The organism is Streptomyces sp. E2N166, from assembly GCF_003671715.1.
GTDB classification, from domain to species: Bacteria; Actinomycetota; Actinomycetes; order Streptomycetales; family Streptomycetaceae; genus Streptomyces; species Streptomyces thinghirensis.
The window spans coordinates 1,473,728-1,491,875 of record NZ_RAIF01000032.1 but is presented as its reverse complement, the minus strand read 5'-3'; the positions used below and the strand labels follow the sequence as shown (position 1 = coordinate 1,491,875).

Annotated in this window: 17 protein-coding genes and 1 pseudogene; 7 read left to right on the top strand and 11 right to left on the bottom strand. The window is 71.8% G+C overall.

What is annotated here, in order from left to right:
- From EBH09_RS33660 to EBH09_RS39540, 7 genes are all read right to left on the bottom strand, one after another.
- Positions 1-1,241, bottom strand: a 1,241-nt coding sequence (locus EBH09_RS33660; protein WP_153182757.1) for an NADH-quinone oxidoreductase subunit N, incomplete at its 3' end; no start/stop codon positions are given.
- Positions 1,238-2,743 (bottom strand): NADH-quinone oxidoreductase subunit M, encoded by a 1,506-nt coding sequence (locus EBH09_RS33655; protein WP_121750603.1) that lies wholly within the window; start codon positions 2,741-2,743, stop codon positions 1,238-1,240. The genes EBH09_RS33660 and EBH09_RS33655, both read right to left, overlap by 4 nt.
- Positions 2,744-2,747: 4 nt before the next feature.
- Positions 2,748-4,697 (bottom strand): proton-conducting transporter membrane subunit, encoded by a 1,950-nt coding sequence (locus EBH09_RS33650; RefSeq protein ID WP_121750602.1) that lies wholly within the window; start codon positions 4,695-4,697, stop codon positions 2,748-2,750.
- Positions 4,694-4,999 carry an NADH-quinone oxidoreductase subunit K gene (locus EBH09_RS33645; protein ID WP_121750601.1) on the bottom strand — a complete coding sequence of 102 codons (306 nt, stop codon included), beginning with the start codon at positions 4,997-4,999 and terminating at the stop codon, positions 4,694-4,696. The genes EBH09_RS33650 and EBH09_RS33645 overlap by 4 nt, the downstream gene beginning before the upstream one ends.
- Positions 4,996-5,565: an NADH-quinone oxidoreductase subunit J gene (locus EBH09_RS33640; protein ID WP_121750600.1), complete on the bottom strand. Its 570-nt coding sequence runs from the start codon at positions 5,563-5,565 to the stop codon at positions 4,996-4,998. Before EBH09_RS33640 ends, EBH09_RS33645 begins: the two co-directional genes overlap by 4 nt.
- A 21-nt stretch (positions 5,566-5,586) precedes the next feature.
- Positions 5,587-6,516 (bottom strand): NADH-quinone oxidoreductase subunit H, encoded by a 930-nt coding sequence (locus EBH09_RS33635; protein ID WP_121750599.1) that lies wholly within the window; start codon positions 6,514-6,516, stop codon positions 5,587-5,589.
- On the bottom strand, positions 6,509-7,297 hold the full coding sequence (locus tag EBH09_RS39540) for a hypothetical protein (protein WP_238697601.1): 789 nt from the start codon (positions 7,295-7,297) through the stop codon (positions 6,509-6,511). Before EBH09_RS39540 ends, EBH09_RS33635 begins: the two co-directional genes overlap by 8 nt.
- A 39-nt stretch (positions 7,298-7,336) precedes the next feature.
- Between EBH09_RS39540 and EBH09_RS39535 the strand changes: the two genes are divergently transcribed.
- Positions 7,337-7,609 carry a hypothetical protein gene (locus EBH09_RS39535; RefSeq protein ID WP_345940968.1) on the top strand — a complete coding sequence of 91 codons (273 nt, stop codon included), beginning with the start codon at positions 7,337-7,339 and terminating at the stop codon, positions 7,607-7,609.
- A gap of 314 nt (positions 7,610-7,923) precedes the next feature.
- Here the strand turns inward: EBH09_RS39535 and EBH09_RS33625 are convergent, their stop codons facing one another.
- The 3 genes from EBH09_RS33625 to EBH09_RS33615 form a co-directional block, all read right to left on the bottom strand.
- A complete protein-coding gene (locus tag EBH09_RS33625; RefSeq protein ID WP_121750597.1) occupies positions 7,924-8,274 on the bottom strand; it encodes an NADH-quinone oxidoreductase subunit A in 351 nt (116 codons plus the stop codon).
- A 765-nt stretch (positions 8,275-9,039) separates the two neighbouring features.
- Positions 9,040-9,441, bottom strand: coding sequence for a hypothetical protein (locus EBH09_RS33620; protein WP_121750596.1), 402 nt, complete (start codon positions 9,439-9,441; stop codon positions 9,040-9,042).
- Between the two features lie 82 nt (positions 9,442-9,523).
- The gene (locus EBH09_RS33615; RefSeq protein WP_121750595.1) at positions 9,524-10,033 is read right to left on the bottom strand and encodes a gluconokinase; all 510 of its coding nucleotides are present in this window, start codon (positions 10,031-10,033) and stop codon (positions 9,524-9,526) included.
- Positions 10,034-10,940: 907 nt separating this feature from the next.
- On the opposite strand from EBH09_RS33615, the gene EBH09_RS33610 reads away from it, so the two are divergent.
- Positions 10,941-12,785 (top strand): thiamine pyrophosphate-requiring protein, encoded by a 1,845-nt coding sequence (locus EBH09_RS33610; RefSeq protein ID WP_121750594.1) that lies wholly within the window; start codon positions 10,941-10,943, stop codon positions 12,783-12,785.
- A 161-nt stretch (positions 12,786-12,946) separates the two neighbouring features.
- On the opposite strand, the gene EBH09_RS33605 is transcribed toward EBH09_RS33610, so the two are convergent.
- Positions 12,947-13,195, bottom strand: coding sequence for a hypothetical protein (locus EBH09_RS33605; protein WP_121750593.1), 249 nt, complete (start codon positions 13,193-13,195; stop codon positions 12,947-12,949).
- 115 nt (positions 13,196-13,310) lie between these two features.
- Here EBH09_RS33605 and EBH09_RS33600 point away from each other — a divergent pair, with 115 nt between their 5' ends.
- The 5 genes and pseudogenes from EBH09_RS33600 (at position 13,311) to EBH09_RS33580 (ending at position 17,813) form a co-directional block, all read left to right on the top strand.
- Complete coding sequence (locus EBH09_RS33600) at positions 13,311-14,591, top strand: cation:proton antiporter (protein WP_121750592.1); 1,281 nt, start codon at positions 13,311-13,313, stop codon at positions 14,589-14,591.
- Between the two features lie 255 nt (positions 14,592-14,846).
- Positions 14,847-15,235: pseudogene (locus EBH09_RS33595) on the top strand (SDR family oxidoreductase); the annotation flags it as partial.
- 533 nt (positions 15,236-15,768) lie between these two features.
- A complete protein-coding gene (dhaK, locus tag EBH09_RS33590; RefSeq protein ID WP_121750591.1) occupies positions 15,769-16,761 on the top strand; it encodes a dihydroxyacetone kinase subunit DhaK in 993 nt (330 codons plus the stop codon).
- A 49-nt stretch (positions 16,762-16,810) separates the two neighbouring features.
- Positions 16,811-17,410 (top strand): dihydroxyacetone kinase subunit DhaL, encoded by a 600-nt coding sequence (gene dhaL, locus EBH09_RS33585; RefSeq protein WP_121750590.1) that lies wholly within the window; start codon positions 16,811-16,813, stop codon positions 17,408-17,410.
- Entirely contained in the window at positions 17,403-17,813 is a 411-nt protein-coding gene (locus EBH09_RS33580) for a PTS fructose transporter subunit IIA (protein ID WP_121750589.1), read from the top strand. Before dhaL ends, EBH09_RS33580 begins: the two co-directional genes overlap by 8 nt.
- Positions 17,814-18,148: the final 335 nt, after the last annotated feature.

Below are 18,148 nucleotides of genomic sequence, written 5' to 3'. Positions count from 1 at the left end.
AAGAGGGAGGCGACGGTGTTGACGACGGCGAGGACGGCGAGCCAGGTGAAGCCGCCGTCGACGGCCGCACTGAAGATCTCCAGTTTGCCGAGGAAGACGCCGGTGGGCGGAGTGCCGACCAGGCCGAGGAGGCAGACGACGAGGACGGCGGCGAGGCCGGGGTGGCGGCGGGCGAGGCCGAGGTAGTCGTCGAGGGTGCGGGCGTGCGGGAGTTCGGTGACGACGGCGAAGGCGGCGAGATTGGTGGCGGCGTAGGCGGCGAGATAGAACAGCAGGCTCTTCTGGGCCAGGTCGGTGCGGGTGGCGACGGCCAGAGCCATCAGGAGATAGCCGACCTGGCTGATGGTGGAGTACGCGAGCAGGCGTTTGACGGAGCTCTGGAAGAACGCGGCCAGGTTGCCCAGAGTCATGGTGACGGCGGCGATGACGGCCAGCAGCAGGGGCCAGTTCACGTCGGTGCCGGGCAGGGCCTGGTGAAGCAGGCGGTAGCCGGCGATCAGGCCGCCGATTTTGGGCAGGGTGGTGACGTAGGCGGCGACGGGGGTGGGGGCGCCGTCGGTGACGTCGGGGACCCAGAAGTGCGCGGGGACCGCCCCCGCCTTGAACAGGAGGCCGGCCAGGACGCCGATGAGTCCGACAGCGACCAGTCCGTGGGCGGCGGTGGGCAGCGCGCTGTTCAGCTCACGGTAGAGAGTGCTGTGGCCGGCCGCGTACAGGAGAGCGGTGCCGGCGAGCATGGTGGTGCCGAGCAGGGCGCCCATCAGGTAGTACTTCAGGGCGGCTTCGGTGCCGCCTTCGTCCTTGGCGTAGGCGGCGAGGGCGTAGGCGGGGATGCTGGCGAGCAGGTAGGCGGCGAAGAGCGTCAGCAGGTCGTTCGCGCCGATCAGGGCGAGGGTGCCGGCCCCGGTGAGCAGGATCAGCACCCAGTATTCGGTTTCGCGTTTGTGGCCGCGGACGGTTTCCACGGACATACCGAGGATCAGGAGCAGGGCGCCGAGGACGGTCAGGCGGCCGAAGCCGGTGGCGGTGTCGACGGCGAACGCGTGCGCGAAGACGGTCTGTTCGCGTTCGGTGGCCATGGTGATGCCGGTGGCGACCAGACCGGCCGCACAGGCGGCTGCCGCGAGGACCGCGACGATCCACTGTCGTCGGCGGGGCAGCCAGGAACCGGCGAGCAGACCGATGACGGCGGTGCCGAGGAGGGCGAGTTCGGGGACGAGGGCGGCGAGGTTCTCGTTCACCGGGCCACCAGTTCGATCACCGTGCGGCTGGCGGGTTCGATGACGTCCAGCAGCCAGCGCGGCACGACGCCGATCACCAGCGCCACCGCCAGCAGCGTCACCGTCGGGACGGTCTCGGTGCGTTCGAGGTCGCTGATGCCGCCGGTGGGGACGGTCCGTGGCAGTCGCGGGACGCCGAGGAACATCGAGCGCAGGGCACGCAGGAACAGGGCAGCGGTGATCAGGATGCCGGTCAGGGCGATGGCGGTGGCGATCGCCTGGGAGGCCAGGGAGCCGGTGAAGATCTGGAACTCGGCGATGAACCCGGAGAAGCCGGGAATGCCGAGGCCGGCGAACGCCGCGACGGCCGTGACGCCGGCGAAGCGCGGGGTGTGCGCGGCCAGACCGGAGTAGGCGTCGATCGCGTAGGTCCGCCCCCGGTCGTAGAGCACGCCGGACAGCAGGAACAGGGCGCCGGTGATCAGGCCGTGGCTGACCATCTGGGTGACCGCCCCGGTGACCGCGAGGGAGCGGGCCTGGGCGTCGGTGCCGGCCAGCGTCCCGGCGGCACCGACGGCCAGGACGACGTAGCCCATGTGGTTGACCGACGTGTAGGCGATCATCCGTTTGAAGTCGGTCTGCGCCAGGGCGACCAGCGCCCCGTAGACCACGGAGACGGCGCCGACGACGACGATGACCAGGGCGTACTGGCGCCAGCTGCCCGGCAGCAGGGGCATGGCGATGCGGACGAATCCGTAGGTGCCCATCTTCAGCAGGATCCCGGCGAGGATCGCCGAACCGGCGGCGGGGGCGTCGGTGTGGGCGGGCGGCAGCCAGGTGTGGAACGGCACGGTCGGGGTCTTGACCGCCAGGCCGACGCCGATGGCCAGCAGTACGAGGCCGGCGTACGGGCCGCGGCCGGCGAGCGGGTTGGCGCGGGTGAGGTCGACGAGGTCGAAGGTGTGGGGTTCGGCGGCGAGGTACAGGCCGATGAAGCCGAGCAGCAGGGCGAGCGAGCCGATGAAGGTGTAGAGGAAGAACTTCTGCGCCGCCGCCCTGCCCCGCTCGCCGTGGCCCCATCCGGCGATCACGAAGAACATGCCGACGATGGACAGGTCGAAGAAGACGAAGAACAGGATCAGGTCCTGCGCGACGAACAGGCCCAGGCTGACGGACTGCAGGAACAGGAACAGGCACACGTAACCGCGCACCCGCTGCCGCTCCTTGAGCGAGTACACGGCAACGGCGAGGAACAGCAGGCAGGTCAGCGCGACCAGGGGGAGGGACAGGCCGTCGACACCGACGTGGTAGCCGACCCCGGCGCTGGGGATCCACCGCACCCGCTGCTGGTACTGCATCCCCTCCCCCGGGTCGAAGTCGATCCAGACGGCGACGACCAGTGCGAGGTCGACGGCGGCCGTGGCGATCCACACCCGGATGTACGTCCTGTCGGCGAGCGCCCGCGGCAGGAGCAGCAGGAGCGCGCAGGCCAGTAGGGGGAGGAACGTGATGACACTCAGCACAGGGCTACCTCACCAACAGCACGATCAGGACGAGTACGGCGAAGCCCACGGCGGCCTGGGCGTAGTACTGGTGCAGCAGCCCGGTCTGCGGTCGGCGCGCCGCCCGGCCCAGACCGCGGGCGCCGGCGGCGACCGCTTCCACGGCGGCGTCGATGCCGCCGTCGTCCAGCCGACCGGCGAGCCGGGCGCCGGCGAGGCCGCCGCGAGCGGTCTGCCCTACCGCGGCGTCGATGCCGCCGTCGTCCACTCGGCCGGCGATCCTGGCCGTGGCGAGCCCGCCGCGCGCGACCCGGCGTACCGCGCCGTCGACGACGCGGTCGTCGAAGACGGCCAGCGCCCGCGCCAGCCCCAGGACGGGCCGTATCACCAGCGCTTGCGCGGCCCGCTCCAGGTGCAGCCATCCCCGCGCCCACCGCACCACGGGACGCGGCACGGGCGCCGGGCGGGAGGCCCACCACCAGGCCAGGCCCGCGGCGGCGAACGCGACACCGGCGCTCAAACCCAGTTCCCACGGCTTCGGCGACGGCTCGTCCGGCGCCCCGACCAGCCGCTTGAGCCAGGACGCCGGTCCGGGCAGGGCCAGCACTCCCAGTACGGCGGCGGCGAAGGTGAGAACGAGCAGCGGGCCAGGGGTCGTGCGGGCGGTACGGCGGGTGCCGTCCCGCTCGGTGTCGTAGCCGGCCGCCGGGTCGTCGGGCAGCGGCCGGGTGACGTACCACAGGGCCTTGACGCTGTAGACGGCGGCGACGGCGGCCGCCGCGAGCCCCACGGCGTACAGGCCGGTGCTCTCGGCGTGCGCGGAGGCGAGGACCTCGTCCTTGGCCGCCCACAGCGACAGCGGCGGCAGTCCGGCGAGTGTCAGAGCGCCGACTGCGAAGGCGACGCCGACCAGACGGTGGGTGCGGGCGGCACCGCGCAGGGCCGGCAGTCGCTTGGTGCCGAGCGCGGTCAGCCAGGCACCGGCGGCGAGGAACAGCCCTGACTTCGTGGCGGCGTGCGCGACGAACTGGGTGGTGCCGGCGGCGATGCCGCCGCTGCCCGCGGCCAGGACCATGAACCCGAGCTGGGAGGAGGTGGACGCCGCGAGCAGTTGCTTCAGATCCCGCTGGGCGACAGCGACCACGCCCAGGCAGAGTGCGGTGGCGGCGCCGGTCCAGGCCACCAGCGGCCCGGCCCAGCCGGTGGCGGCCAGCAGCGGGTGCAGGCGCAGCAGCAGGTAGGCGCCGGCGGCGACCATGGTCGCCGAGTGCAGCAGCGCCGACACCGGACTCGGACCCTGCATGGCCCGCGACAGCCAGAACGAGAACGGCAGCTGCGCCGACTTGCCCAGCGCGGCCACGACCACACCCGCGGTGATCACATGCAGCCATGGCGAGGTGGCGTCCGGGAGGGCCTGAAGGTCCAGCGATCCGGCACCGCCGGCCATCGCCGCACCGGCGGCCAGGTACAGACCGAGGTCGGCGGTACGGGTGGTGAGGAACGCGACATCCGCTGCCCGCGCCCGCTCCGGCCGCCGCCACCAGTAGCCGATCAGCGCCCAGCTGGTGGCACCCATCACCTCCCAGGCCATCAGCAGCAACGGCAGCGTGGTCGCCGTGACCGTGGCCAGCATGGACCCGGAGAAGACCAGCATCAGTCCGAAGAAGCGACCCCGGTTCTCGTCCGGTCCGAACTCGCCCGCGGCGAAGGCCAGGACGGCGGTGGTGACCGCCGCCACGGTGACCACCATGAACGCGGACAGCCCGTCCACCGCCAGACCCGCCCGCAGCCCCGCGAACAGCGGGGCACTCGTCCGGGGCAGGACCACCGAGGCGGCGACGGCCACACCGAGCGTCGCCACGGCCACCGCCACGCCCAGAGCGGGAACCAGCCGGTTGTAGCGAGCCCCCGTCACGCCCAGGACTGCTCCCGCGCCGAGGGGGAGGGAGATCAGCAGCCAGATCACCGCGCTCATCCCTTCAGCTCGCCGGCCATGTCGGTCATGTCGACCCGGCGGGCGCGGTAGATCGCGGTGGTCACGGCGAAGCCCATGGCCATCTCCACCGCCATCGCGACCACGGCCGCCACGATCACCACCTGGCCGCTCGGCGCCCCGGGGGCGAGGAAGTGCCAGAAATCGGCGGCCGCGACGATGACGCCGCCGATCATCAGCTCGATCCCCATCATGATCATGACGATGGACTGCTGGGACAGCGCGCCGAAGAGGCCGGTGGAGAACAGGCCCGCGGCCAGTACCAGGATCAGTTCGAAGGTCACCGGCCCACTCCTCCGCCGGCCGGGTCCTTGGCCGGCCGCTGGTCGAGGTCGTCGCCGAAGCGGTCGTAACGGCCCCGGTGCGTGGCGAGGACGGTGGCACCGACCATGGTGGCCAGCAGCACGAACCCGAGGAGGACCATGGTCAGCATCTGTTCGGCCATCAAGGCCCTGCCGACCTGGAAAGTCGTGTCCCTGGGCCGGGACGCGGTGCGGTCCGGCCAGGACACAAGGAAGATCCCGGCGGCCAGCGCCACGAAGACGAGGCCGCTGATGGTGAGGGCTCCGCGCTTGTTGTGCAGCATCGACATCGGCATCAGACCGGCCGGGTTCATCATGTAGGCGATCATGAACACGGCCATGATCACCATTTCCATGACCATCATCAGCACGATGACCACGCCCAGATAGGGCAGACCGAGTACGGCCGTGATGCCGCCGACGCAGACCAGGGCCGCCAGCAGCGAGAACGTGACCCGGGCCATCGAGTTCAGCGTGAACACCAGCACGCCGAAGACCAGGGCGAGTACGCCCAGAGCCGCCAGCAGCACGGTGTCGGTCGTGCCCATGACGCGGTCCCTCCCTATTTCCTATCGGTTGAGGTTCACCACAGCCGGTACCAGGGCCTGCACGATCGTCAGCGGGATGAGCACCACCCAGGCGAACTCCACGTACCGGTCCGCGCGGATCACCGGCAGCCGCCGCAGCCCCCACACCAGCAGACCGAGTACCAGCAGCGTCTTGACCAGCGACCACGCCCAGGCCGGCAAACCGGGCCCGGCCCCACCACCCAGGAACAGCGGCACGGCCATGGCCGCGCCGGACGCGAGCCACAGCCACCGGCCGGCCCGCAGCAGCAATCGGTCCACCCCGGACACCTCGCCCAGAACACCGCCGGCCAGGTCGCGGCCCGCCGGATAGGCGAACGGGCCCAGGAAGCTGAACGCCAGCACACCGGCCAGATAGGCGGCGAAGGCGACCGGCATCCACACCGCGTACCACAGCCCGTCCTGCGCGGCGGCGATGTCGCCCACCCGCAGCGACTCGGCACCGGTGGCGGCCGAGATCAGCGCGAACATCAACGGAAGCTCGTAGGCCAGGCCCTGAGCGAGGAACCTGTACCCTCCGACCAGGGAGAAGGCGGCGTTGGGCCCCCAACCGGCCAGCCACAGCCCGGCCCAGGTCAGCACCTCCATGGCGTTGAACCACACCACCCCGACCGACAGGTCGGCGACCACATGGCCCCCGAATGGGATGACCAGCGTCGACAGCACGGCGGCCACCGGCACGGTCACCACACCCGCCCGCCACAGCAGCCGGTCCGCGGCGGGCAGCCGCCGCGGCTGAACCACCAGCGCCCGCGGCACATCGAGAAACGGCCGCACCGCGCCGGCGACGCCGACGGGCCGGCCCGCGTTCCTCGCGTCCAGCACCGCGTTGCCGGCCACCGCCAGCGCCGCCAGGACAACCAGCAGTCCCGGAGCGGCCAGCAGCGTCCACCACGCCCCCGCCTCAACCACGCGCCACCTCCACCGCGCTGCGGGCGGCCAGTTCGTCCGGCTCGGGGTCGAGACTGGCCACGACGAGGCGGGCCGCAGCCAGCTCGGCTCCCTCCAGCAACCGGGGCAGCAGCGCGATCAGGGCGGCCGACGGCGGGTCTTCGGCACTCCAGAGACCACGTGGGCTCTCCTCCATCGCCACGTCCAGAGGCGCGGCGTCCTCCAGCCGCGGCAGGTCACGCCGGATGTCGGTGAGCCACTGCCGGTAGCGGGCGGTCACATCCCCGCCGGCCCGCGCCGCCGGCCCGCTCACCCCGGCCTCCCGTGCCTTCTGGGCCGTGACGACGCCGATGCCGCTGGTCAGCCACGCCAGGGTGCGGGACCGGCCGACCCTGCGGGTGAAGCGTTCCAGCCGAGGCGCGACCGCGGCACGAGGCGCGCCGGAAAGCAGGTCGTCCCGCAGCCGCCGGGCCCGCACCGCCTCGGCCGGCCAGCCCGCCACCGCCAGTAGCCGACCCAGGCTGTCCAGATGCGCTGCCGCGCGCCGACGCACCGCCTCGCCCACGGGCACCCGTTCACCAGAGGCCACCCGCAGCCACGGCTGCGCCCAGTAGGGTTCAGCCGCTCCGCCGGCGGCGGGTGTTGCCGGTTCGTCCACGCCGGCCCGCTGAACGACGTCGCCCTGCAGCACCAGACGGATCGTCAGGCCCGCGGGCCAGTCGGCCAGGAACGGCCCCAACGACACATGCAGCTGATCCAGCGCCAGGCCGTCCCGGTCCGCACCCTGCTCGGCCATCGGCAACCCGCCCGGCATCTCCGTCCGCCCGCCGCCGTGGCCGCCATGACCGCCGTGTCCCCCGGGGTTGCCGTGCCCGTCGGCGTCCTGGTCGTCGTGGGCCTGACCTCCATCGCCGTGCTCTGCCTCCCTGTCCTGGCCGGCATCGTGCGGGGTGTGCCCGCCGCCGGGCCCACCGTGGGCGTCATCCGCCCGGCGCTCCCCCTGCCCGCCACCTTCACCACCATGGCCGGGAGCCTGGCCATCACCCTCGTGCCGCTCCCGCGAACCATGTTCTCCCTCCTGGTGTCCGCCCGCTTCGGCCGGGAGCGCGGCTGACTCGTGCTGGACGGCCGGTGAACCGAGGAGGGCACGGCCGGCGTCCAGCGCGGCCTCCACCTCATCAGCCGTGCGGGCGTGCACCCGGGCGCGCGGCGCGGGCAGGTCCCGCCACAGCCGCTCGAGCGCCGCCTGCGACTCCGGGGAGTCCGGACCGGCCACGAGGAGGAGATCGGCCTGGGCCGGAGTGGGCACCTGTGGCCAGTCGCGCGAGCTCAGCAGCCGCTCGGCTGCCAGCCGTACCGCTGCCCCGCCCGGCACTGTCGCCAGCAGCACGTGTGGTCGCGCCGCGGTGACACGCAGGCCCAGGCCGGTCAGGTCCATCGCAGCGCGCCCTCCCGCCACGCGTAGACGACCCCAGTGACCAGGACGGCGAGGAAGACGAACATCTCGATCACCGCGCTCGGTCCCATGGCGGAGATCACGCGCGTCCACGGATACATGAAGACCATCTCCATGTCGAAGGCGAGAAAGAGCATCGTCACCGTGTACCAGCGCACATGGAACCGGCTCACCGCGTGCTCCGTGGGCTCCAGCCCGGACCCGAACGGCGCAGCGCCCAGCGCGCCGGAACCGATCCGCACCACCGACGCCGCCCCGTACACACCGCCGACGGCGATCAGGGAGATGCCGAGCAGCGACAGCGCCGCCGTCGTGGCGCTCATACGCCCTCACCAGCCCGGGCGGTGGCGGAACGGCCGGATCGTCCCGGCAGGGTCCGGTTGCCGCGCGCCGCGCGCGCCGACGTTCTCTCACCCACGGACATGCAATGCCTCCTCGCGGCGTGGTCGGCCCGCCGGGTATCCCCGGGCCGCCCCGAGCATTCCTTCCTCGCGGACCATCGGGCCGGTCGGCACGGCGCTCGCACTCGTCGGCACAGGCTTTGCAGACGGTCGCGAACGCCTGGAGAATCGCGCGGGTGATGTCGGCCCGGTCGGCGTTCGTACGGATGAACTCGGTCAGTTCACTGACCTTCTCCTCCGACAGGCCCCGCGGGCCGCGCACGCGGTACACGCCTGCGCACGGGCGCCGCGTTCCTCGATACACCGGGCGACCTTCTCCCGGGCCCACCCCGCCGGATCGGCAGGATACGTAGCGAGCCTGTCCCTGACTGCGGTGGCCACGGCGGAAACCTCCAGTGCTGCCCAGCGACGGCTGATGCCGTTCACGTAGGGGTAACACCACGCCGGACGCCGCAAACCGCCGCGTGCTCCGTCAGCACCGCTCGGCCCCGACAGCGGTCGCGGTGCGTTGGACCTGGCGCGAGTGGAGGCGATGGCGGCGGCCGCAGACGAGGGGGCGGGGTTGGACGGCGGCGAGGCGGCCGTGGAGACGATGCTCCGGACGTCCGCGGCGACCGGCTCCCTCACGTCGTGTCCCAGGACCGGAGGCGTGCCGACGCTGCGAACAGGCGTGGTGCAACGCTCTGATCATCTCCCTGGGCTGACGGGCGTACGGGCGTACGGGCGGCCGGCGCCCACGCCCGGGACGAAGCAGCGGCGACGCGTGCGGTTCAGGTCCGAGTCGTCGGCCGGCGCGAAGAGGTTCCCGGGTCCCTCGGGCGACGGCTGAGCGTCCGTCTGCTGCCAGTCGAAGGCGGTCCGGGCCAGATGGCGGTCCAGCAGCCCGGGGACCACGGCGTCGGCCAGCAGCGTCACCACCGTGGAGGCACCGACCCGGTACTCGCGCCGCTGGGAACGGTCGGCGGCGCGCAGTAAGGGCGTGGGCGGCGACCTGCGGCTGATGGATCGGGGGGCCGGCTGCGCGTGCCGGAGCAGGTGCGTGCGCGGCCAGGTGAACCGGGGAGTGTCGCCCGCGGGCATCCGCGCCATATCCGGCTCTCCCGGTCTGTTCCCGGGGGCCCGAAGCCGGTCGTGCCGGACGGCGGAACCGCCGCGGGCTGCGGCACGCGGGTCAGGCCGAGGTGACGGCGGCGCGAGCGAGAGCCGCCGTCTCCTGCGGCGTACCGTCGACCGGGACGGCCGAACCCGTTTCGTCGTCGCCCAGTGGTTCGAGGTCGGCGAACTGTGTACGGAGCAGCTCGGGCGGCATGAAGTGGCCCTGTCGCGCGGTGATCCGTGCGGCGATCAGCTCGGGCGAGCCGTCGAGGTGGAGGAAGAAGACGCGCGGCGCGGCGGAGGCCAGCCGGGCGCGGTAGCGGCGCTTGAGCGCCGAGCACGTCACCACGCCCCCACCGTCTGCATGGCCGGCCAGCCATCGTGCGATCTCGTCCAGCCAGGGGCGGCGGTCCTCGTCATCGAGCGGGTGGCCCGCTCGCATCTTCGCCACGTTGGACGCGGGGTGGAAGTCGTCTCCCTCGGCGTATGGGACGCCGAGGGAGCCTGCCAGCAGCCGGCCCACCGTGGTCTTCCCCGCACCCGACATACCCATGACGACAACCAGTGGAGCAGTGCGATGAGACATCCGGAGCCTTCCTTCGTACCGTGTCACCTACAGCTCGATGACGACCTTGACATCGTCAGGTGGTTGTTGCGTGAAACGCCTCCAGCAGCTCGCCGTCGGCAGGGACGGGGGCGGACTCCTCCCGCACCTCCAGGGCTTCCTCCTCGCCGGGCCGCACGGTCAGTGCGCGCATCGCCCACCTCGTGCCTCACACCACGCGGCGCCTCGTGCCGTGCGCGCCGCTGCCTGCCGTACTCCTCGGCTTCACGTGTGTCCCGCTCGGGCCCTTTCAGCACCAGCCACGCGACCTGAACCTTCTCGAACCCCTCCGGACAAGGAGACTCGCGTCCCACCCCGACACCCTGCCTGCTGTCGGAATCCATGTCAGGGTGCCCGCTCCGAGCACATCATGCTCAACGGTCCACCAGTGGCTGTGGATTCGGCCGACGCGGAGCTGAATCCGTTTGCCGAGGGGGCAGCGGCTCGGCGACTCCGACGGGAAGGCGCTTCTTCGGCGCCCGGCAAGGGATGAGTGCCACGCGACACACCGGTGACGTCGTACAACCCGCCATTTCACTCCGGCGGCCGATATCGAAGCCACGGTCCATGGCCGGAGCCGGAGGTCCGCGTGGTCGCGACCGCTCGGGTCCGTAACGGCGCGTGATCTGGTGGAGGAAGGTCTCCAGCGCACGGACCGTGCCGACAGGGGATCGAATCCCGTGGGGCAGCTCGCGGTTTCACCGTGACGTGTCGCACCGGTCTCCTGGGCTGACGTCCGCGTCACCGGGTCGGCTTCGCGAGGTCGACGTTTCCGTCGTGTCCGCACGGTTACCCCATCGAAGAACGTGCCTCGCGCGCCCCTGGGCGCGCCACGGAACCAGAGGCACTGGGACAGTCGCTCACTGACGGGATCGGAAACGGAGTGTCCATGGCCAGCACGAAGGTGTCCGACTACATCCTCCAGCGGCTGCGCGAGTGGGACGTCGATCATGTCTTCGCCTACGCGGGTGACGGCATCAACGGTCTGCTGGCGGCCTGGGGGCGCGCGGACAACAAGCCGAAGTTCGTGCAGGCCCGGCACGAGGAGATGGCGGCCTTCCAGGCCGTCGGGTACGCCAAATTCTCCGGCAAGGTGGGTGTCTGTGCCGCCACCTCGGGTCCCGGCGCGATCCACCTGCTGAACGGGCTCTACGACGCCAAGCTGGACCACGTGCCCGTGGTGGCGCTGGTCGGGCAGACCAACCGCAGCGCCATGGGCGGCTCCTACCAGCAGGAAGTCGATCTGGCCAGCCTGTACAAGGACGTCGCCTCGGAGTTCTGCGAGACGGCGACGGTGCCCGAGCAGCTCCCGAACCTCATCGACCGGGCCTTCCGCACCGCCTACGCCAAACGCACCGTCACCGCGATCATCCTCCCCGGCGACGTGCAGGAGCTGGACTACAGCCCGCCCAGCCACGCGTTCAAGATGGTGCCCTCCAGCCTCGGGCTGGGACGGTACGCGCCGGTCCCGGCCGACGAGGACCTCCAGCGGGCCGCCGACGTGCTGAACGCCGGTGAGAAGGTGGCCGTGCTGATCGGACAGGGTGCCCGCGGAGCGCGCACCGAGGTCGAGCGGCTGGCGGACGTGCTCGGCGCCGGCGTGGCCAAGGCCCTGCTCGGCAAGGACGCCCTGCCGGACGACCTGCCCTACGTCACCGGGTCCATCGGGCTGCTGGGCACCCGTCCCTCCTACGAGCTGATGCAGGAGTGCGACACCCTGCTGATGATCGGCTCCAGTTTCCCCTACACGCAGTTCATGCCGGAGCTGGACCAGGCGCGGGCCGTACAGATCGACATCGACCCGCACATGATCGGCATGCGCTACCCCTTCGAGGTCAACCTCGTCGGCGACGCCGGCGAGACGCTGCGGCGGCTGCTGCCGCGCCTGCACCGCAAGACGGACCGGACCTGGCGGGAGAAGGTCGAGAAGAACGTCGCCCGCTGGTGGGAGGTGATGCAGCGCCGCGCCGCCGTCAGCGCCGACCCGGTCAACCCGGAGTACGTCGTTCACGCCCTGGACGGCAAGCTCCCCGACGACGCGATCCTCGCCGCCGACTCCGGGTCGGCCGCCAACTGGTACGCCCGCCACCTGCGGCTGCGCGGCCGGATGCGCGGCTCCCTGTCCGGCACCCTGGCGACGATGGGCCCCGGTGTGCCGTACGCCATCGGGGCGAAGTTCGCCCACCCCGACCGGCCTGCCATCGCCCTGGTCGGCGACGGCGCCATGCAGATGAACGGCATGATGGAGATGGTCACCGCCGCGAAGTACTACCGCGAGTGGTCCGACCCTCGGCTGATCGTGGCCGTGCTGAACAACGGCGACCTCAACCAGGTGACCTGGGAGATGCGGGCCATGTCCGGCGCCCCGCAGTTCGAGGAATCGCAAGCCATCCCCGACCTGCCGTACGCGGACATCGCGCAGCGCCTCGGCCTGGACGGCGTCCGGGTGGAGAAGCCCAAGCACGTCGAGTCCGCCTGGGACCGGGCCCTCGCCGCCGACCGGCCCTTCGTCATCGACTTCCGCACCGATCCGGCCGTCCCGCCCATCCCGCCGCACGCGGAGCTGGACCAGATCGAGGCCGCGGCCACCGCGATCCTCAAGGGCGACAGCGACCGCGGCTCCATGGTGAAGCAGGGGCTCAAGGCCAAGGTCCAGGAGATGCTGCCGGGCAGCCGCCACCGCGACGACCGCCCCGGCGCCGGACCGCACGACAGCACCGAAGGGAACAAGTGACCCATCCGGCGCCATAGGCTCAGACACTCACGACGGGCCTGCCTGCCGCGGAGTACCTGGCCGTCTTCGTGTACCGCGTCCCCATCGGCCTTCCGGGCGGGGACGCCACCACCCTCGTCCTGGTGGAAGCCGCCACGGGCGGACACGGGTCTCGGCCGGTCCTACGGATCGGCCGCCACCGCACCGGTGGTCCGTGACGAACCGTCCGGCCTCGTCACCGAGTACGACGTCTTCGACGGTCCTCCTCGCGCCCCCAGGACTCCCCGGCCTTGACGGGCCGTGAGGTCTCGCAGGGCGGTGTCGACGGCGGCGATCGCGCCGTAGGCGATGCCCGACGTCACCCGGTGCGGAGGCATCACGTGTGGCTGCGCGCCGCCGCCGTCGCCGCCGCCGAAGGGCTCGGCCCGCACCAGATCCTTGGCGGGTACGCATACCTGGCCCGGGCTGTGGCAGAGGACAGGGCAGAGGCGCCTGCCGGTCCGGAGCGGCGCCGCAGGACCTGGCCGAGAGCGGGGGGCATTTCAGGTGGTACTCGTCATCGTCTTCGGGGTGGCGCTGTTGGTGGCCGTGCTGCTGTCCGGGCTGGCCGCCCGGTCGGTGCTCTCCACCTCGCTGCTGTTCCTGGTGGGCGGCGCGCTCGTCAGTGACGGCTTCCTCGGTCTGGTCCACATCACCCCGGACAGCGACATCGTCAGGGCCACCGCGGACCTGGCGCTCTTCGCGGTGCTGTTCACCGACGGGATGCACGTTTCCTTCCCGGCCCTGCGCCGGTCCTGGCGCAATCCGGCCCGTGCGCTCGGGCTGGGCATGCCGCTGGCCTTCCTCGGGGTCGCGCTGCTGACGCACTTCCTCGTGGGCCTCGACTGGACGACGTCGTTCCTGGTCGGTGCGGTGCTGGCACCCACCGACCCGGTGTTCGCCTCGGCCATCGTGGGCCGTGAGGAGGTGCCCGCCCGACTGCGGCAACTGCTCAACATCGAGAGCGGCGTCAACGACGGTCTCGCGCTGCCGTTCGTCCTCGTCTTCGTCGCGGCCGCCGCGCCCGCCGGTCACGCCGAAGACGTCGGTGTCGCCTCGATCGCCGGTGAGCTCCTCCTGGGACTCCTCTTCGGCGTGGCCCTGCCGCTGCTGGTGCACTGGCTGGTCCGATTCCGCCTGCTGGGCGCGGAGCCCTCGCTTCAGCCCCTGCTGCCGCTGGCGGTCGGAGTCATCCTGTACGCGGCCTGCCACCTCACCCACGCCAACCCCTATCTGGCCGCCTTCTCCGCGGGCGCGATGATCGCCGCCCTCGCGCCGCAGGCCAAGGACGCCTTCGAGCCGCTGGGGGGAGCCCTGGCCGAGCTGGCCAAGTTCGCGGCGCTGCTGGTCTTCGGCGCGCTGCTCACCCCACACCTCTTCGGCGATCTGTCGATCGGTGGCTACGCGGTGGCGGTCTTGTGCATCGTCCTCATCCGCCCGGCATCGCTGCTGCTGTCTTTGGTGGGCACCGACTTCAACCGCAAGGAGAAGCTCACGGCGGCGTGGTTCGGGCCCAAGGGGTTCGCCTCGGTGGTCTACGGACTGCTGGTGCTCAAGGCCGGCATCCCGCAGGGCGAGAACGCGTTCACCCTGATCGCCGTCACCATCGCCTTCTCGATCGTCGCCCACAGCAGCACGGACGTACCCATTGCACGGATCTTCGACGTCGAGAAACTGATCGGCCTCCCCGACGACGGAAAACGACAGCTTGGGCCGGACCCCGGCATGCCGCAAGAGCGCAGCGAGACGGGAACCGGCAGCCACGAAGACCGGCCCCGTGCGCGTTGAGCGGCCTGCCTGCGAGGATCCGACCGGTCGAGCGCCCAGGATCATGGCGGCGCCGGTGGCGTGGCACTCCGGAGGTCGTGTCCTTCGATGCGGTCGAGGCGAGCTGGACCGTCGCCTCATGCTTCGGACCGAAGTCCGACTGGTACCGGAATCTCCGCGCCCAGCCGCAGTCTGTCGTCCGGTTCGGCAACCCCCCGCTCCCGGTCACCGCCCGCTTCCTGCCCCCGCGACGACGGAGCGGGGATCATGGCCGGCCAGGACACACGGGAAGAGGCGTGGGACCGCGTCGTTGACGTGAACCAGAAAGGCACATGGCTCGGCATGAAGGCGGCGCGGCTGCGGCCTACCAGGCGTCCAAGGGAGCCGTGCGCCTGTTGAGCAAGACCGCCGCGGTCGAGTACGCCCGGCAGGGAGTTCGGATCAACTCGGTGCATCCTGGGGTGATTGCCACGCCGATGATCCAGGACCTCCTGGACGACCAGGGCGACCAGGGCGACCAGCAGCCGGACATCCAACGCACCCTCATGCGCCGCGCCGGCCGCGCCGACGAGGTCGCCCCCGCGATCCTTTTCCTGGCCTGCGACGACTCCTCGTTCGTCACCGGCACGGAACTGGTGGTCGAGGGCGGGCTCACCGCGCACTGAACCACCCAGCCGTACGACGTCCACGTGGGCCTGCCGTGCATGCGTCAACGGCGCGGCCCACCCGGTCCGCACCACCGCACCACCGCGCGGCACCTCATGTGTCCTGCACCGGGGCACCTCCGCCGGCCCCTGTGCGGGTCCGCCTCACCTCTGGGTGCACCGCCCCGGCACGGGGTCCGGGTGCGGCACAGGGCTCCCGGTCGCTCGGCGACCGCGCCCCGCCGGAGCTGTACGACCCGGCGACCGGCGTCGGAGTCCGTGGGGCCGATCCTGAGCTTTGGCCCTGTCTGCCAGGCCGGTATTCCCCGACCTCTTCGCACGTCGCCTCACGTGACCTTCGCGGTCGCAAGGTCGATACTGCCCCTGTAGGGCTCCCGTCGGTACACAGTCGACCCGCCGCAGGAAGCTGACGCCGCGTCATCGAAGTCGACATCACCACCCCGGACCGCCAAGATCAAGAATCGCCCATTCCTGCTCTGAACAGCAAGAACGCAGGCAGACACCCCGCCTGCCAAGCTCCCTAGGAGGTACCCATGAGGATGCTCATCAACGTTCCGGAGACCGTGGTCGCCGACGCGCTGCGCGGTATGGCGGCCGCCCATCCCGAGCTGACCGTGGATGTCGAGAACAGGGTGATCGTGCGGCGGGACGCTCCCGCGGCCGGGAAGGTCGCCCTGGTGTCGGGGGGCGGCTCCGGGCACGAGCCGTTGCACGGCGGGTTCGTGGGGCCCGGGATGCTGTCGGCGGCCTGTCCGGGTGAGGTGTTCACCTCGCCGGTGCCGGACCAGATGCTGCGGGCGGCGGCGGCCGTGGACAGCGGGGCCGGGGTGCTGTTCGTCGTCAAGAACTACACCGGTGACGTGCTCAACTTCGACATGGCCGCCGAGCTGGCCGAGGACGAGGGCATCCAGGTGGCGAAGGTACTGGTCAACGACGACGTGGCGGTGACGGACAGCCTCTACACGGCCGGGCGGCGCGGTACGGGCGCGACGCTGTTCGTGGAGAAGATCGCCGGGGCCGCGGCGGAAGAGGGCCGGCCGCTGGAGCAGGTGGAGGCGATCGCCCGTCAGGTGAACGACAGTTCACGCAGTTTCGGTGTCGCGCTCAGCGCCGTCACCACGCCGGCCAAGGGCAGCCCGACCTTCGACCTGCCGGCCGGCGAGCTGGAGCTGGGCATCGGCATCCACGGTGAGCCCGGCCGGGAGCGGCGCCCGATGATGACTTCGGGGGAGATCGCCGAGGCCGCCGTGGACGCGGTCCTGACGGACCTCACCCCGCGCAACCCGGTCCTGGTCCTGGTCAACGGCATGGGCGCGACGCCGCTGCTGGAGCTGTACGGCTTCAACGCGGAGGTTCAGCGCGTACTCGGCGAGCGCGGTGTCGCCGTCGCCCGCACCCTCGTCGGGAACTACGTCACCTCGCTGGACATGGCGGGGGCGTCGGTCACCCTGTGCGAGATCGACGAGGAACTGCTCGGACTGTGGGACGCGCCGGTGAAGACGCCCGGTCTGAGGTGGGGCATGTGACGGTGGACGGGGAAAGGATCGGAACGTACCTACCAGGCAAGGAGATCCTGTGCTCGACGCCGACTTCTTCCGCCGTTGGATGACGGCGACCGCCGCGTCGGTCGACCGCGAGGCGGAACGGCTCACCGCCCTCGACTCGCCCATCGGCGACGCCGACCACGGCAGCAACCTCCAGCGCGGGTTCACGGCTGTGGTGGCCACGCTGGAGAAGGAGGCGCCCGACACGCCCGGCGCCGTACTGATGCTCGCCGGACGGCAGCTCATCTCCACGGTCGGCGGCGCCTCGGGGCCGCTCTACGGCACGCTGCTGCGCCGCACCGGCAAGGCGCTCGGGGACGCCGCCGAGGTGAGTCGGGAGCAGCTGGCCGAGGCGTTTCGGACGGGAGTGGACGCCGTCCGGACGCTCGGGGGTGCCGCGCCGGGCGACAAGACCATGATCGACGCCCTGGCGCCCGCCGTGGACGCCCTCGGCGACTCGTTCGCCGCGGCCCGCGCCGCGGCCGGGGAAGGGGCCGAGGCGACCGTGCCGTTGCAGGCACGCAAGGGCAGGGCGAGCTATCTCGGCGAGCGCAGCATCGGGCACCAGGACCCCGGGGCGACCTCGGCGGCTCTGCTCGTCGCGGCGCTGGGGGAGGCGGCCGGTGAGTGACGAGAAGCTGGTCGGGATCGTGCTGGTGTCGCACAGCGCCGAGGTCGCCACGTCCGTGGCCGAACTGGCGAAGGCACTGTCGGGCGGTGGCGTGACGGTGCCGATCGCGCCGGCGGGCGGGACCGCGTCCGGCGAGTTCGGGACCAGCTCCGAGCTGGTGTCCGCCGCCGCCGCGACCGTGGACCGGGGCGCGGGGGTCGCCGTCCTCACCGACCTCGGCAGCGCGGTGCTCACCGTCAAGGCGCTGCTCGCCGAGGGCGACGAACTCCCCGAGAACACCCGTCTGGTGGACGCCCCCTTCGTCGAGGGCGCGGTGGCCGCGGTCGTGACGGCCGCGACGGGCGCCGACCTCGCGTCCGTGGAGGCGGCGGCCGCGGAAGCGTACTCCTACCGGAAGGTCTGAAGGTTTCGTTCGGATCAGGCCGGCTCCGGGCAACGGTGGCTCGCGCCTGAGCCGGGCGGGGTCTGGTGCGTGCGGCTGCGAGGCGGAGGAGGGCGACGGGGCGGAGCCCTGGCAACCGGCGACAACGCCGCGGATGCGCGTGCCGGGCCCCGCGACCCGTGCAAGATCCAAACGACACCCCCTGGCCGCGAACGTCCGGTGCTCCGAGCGGCGGCGGGAAAATCCTTCCCCCGCCACCGGCGTGGCGCGTCAGGTGAGGCCGCCCGCCGCCGCCCGGACAGCGGTGCGCAGGGTCGCGGCCAGTTCCGCCCGCGCCGTCGCGGCGTCGGCGGGGG

Coding starts and splice junctions, on each gene's coding strand:
- EBH09_RS33650 (WP_121750602.1), bottom strand. CDS start 4,697: ATGAGCGCGGTGATCTGGCTGCTGATCTCCCTCCCCCTCGGCGCGGGA.
- EBH09_RS33640 (WP_121750600.1), bottom strand. CDS start 5,565: ATGGGCACGACCGACACCGTGCTGCTGGCGGCTCTGGGCGTACTCGCC.
- EBH09_RS39535 (WP_345940968.1), top strand. CDS start 7,337: ATGACCGCCGTGTCCCCCGGGGTTGCCGTGCCCGTCGGCGTCCTGGTC.
- EBH09_RS33625 (WP_121750597.1), bottom strand. CDS start 8,274: ATGAGCGCCACGACGGCGGCGCTGTCGCTGCTCGGCATCTCCCTGATC.
- EBH09_RS33620 (WP_121750596.1), bottom strand. CDS start 9,441: ATGGCGCGGATGCCCGCGGGCGACACTCCCCGGTTCACCTGGCCGCGC.
- EBH09_RS33615 (WP_121750595.1), bottom strand. CDS start 10,033: ATGTCTCATCGCACTGCTCCACTGGTTGTCGTCATGGGTATGTCGGGT.
- EBH09_RS33610 (WP_121750594.1), top strand. CDS start 10,941: ATGGCCAGCACGAAGGTGTCCGACTACATCCTCCAGCGGCTGCGCGAG.
- dhaK (WP_121750591.1), top strand. CDS start 15,769: ATGAGGATGCTCATCAACGTTCCGGAGACCGTGGTCGCCGACGCGCTG.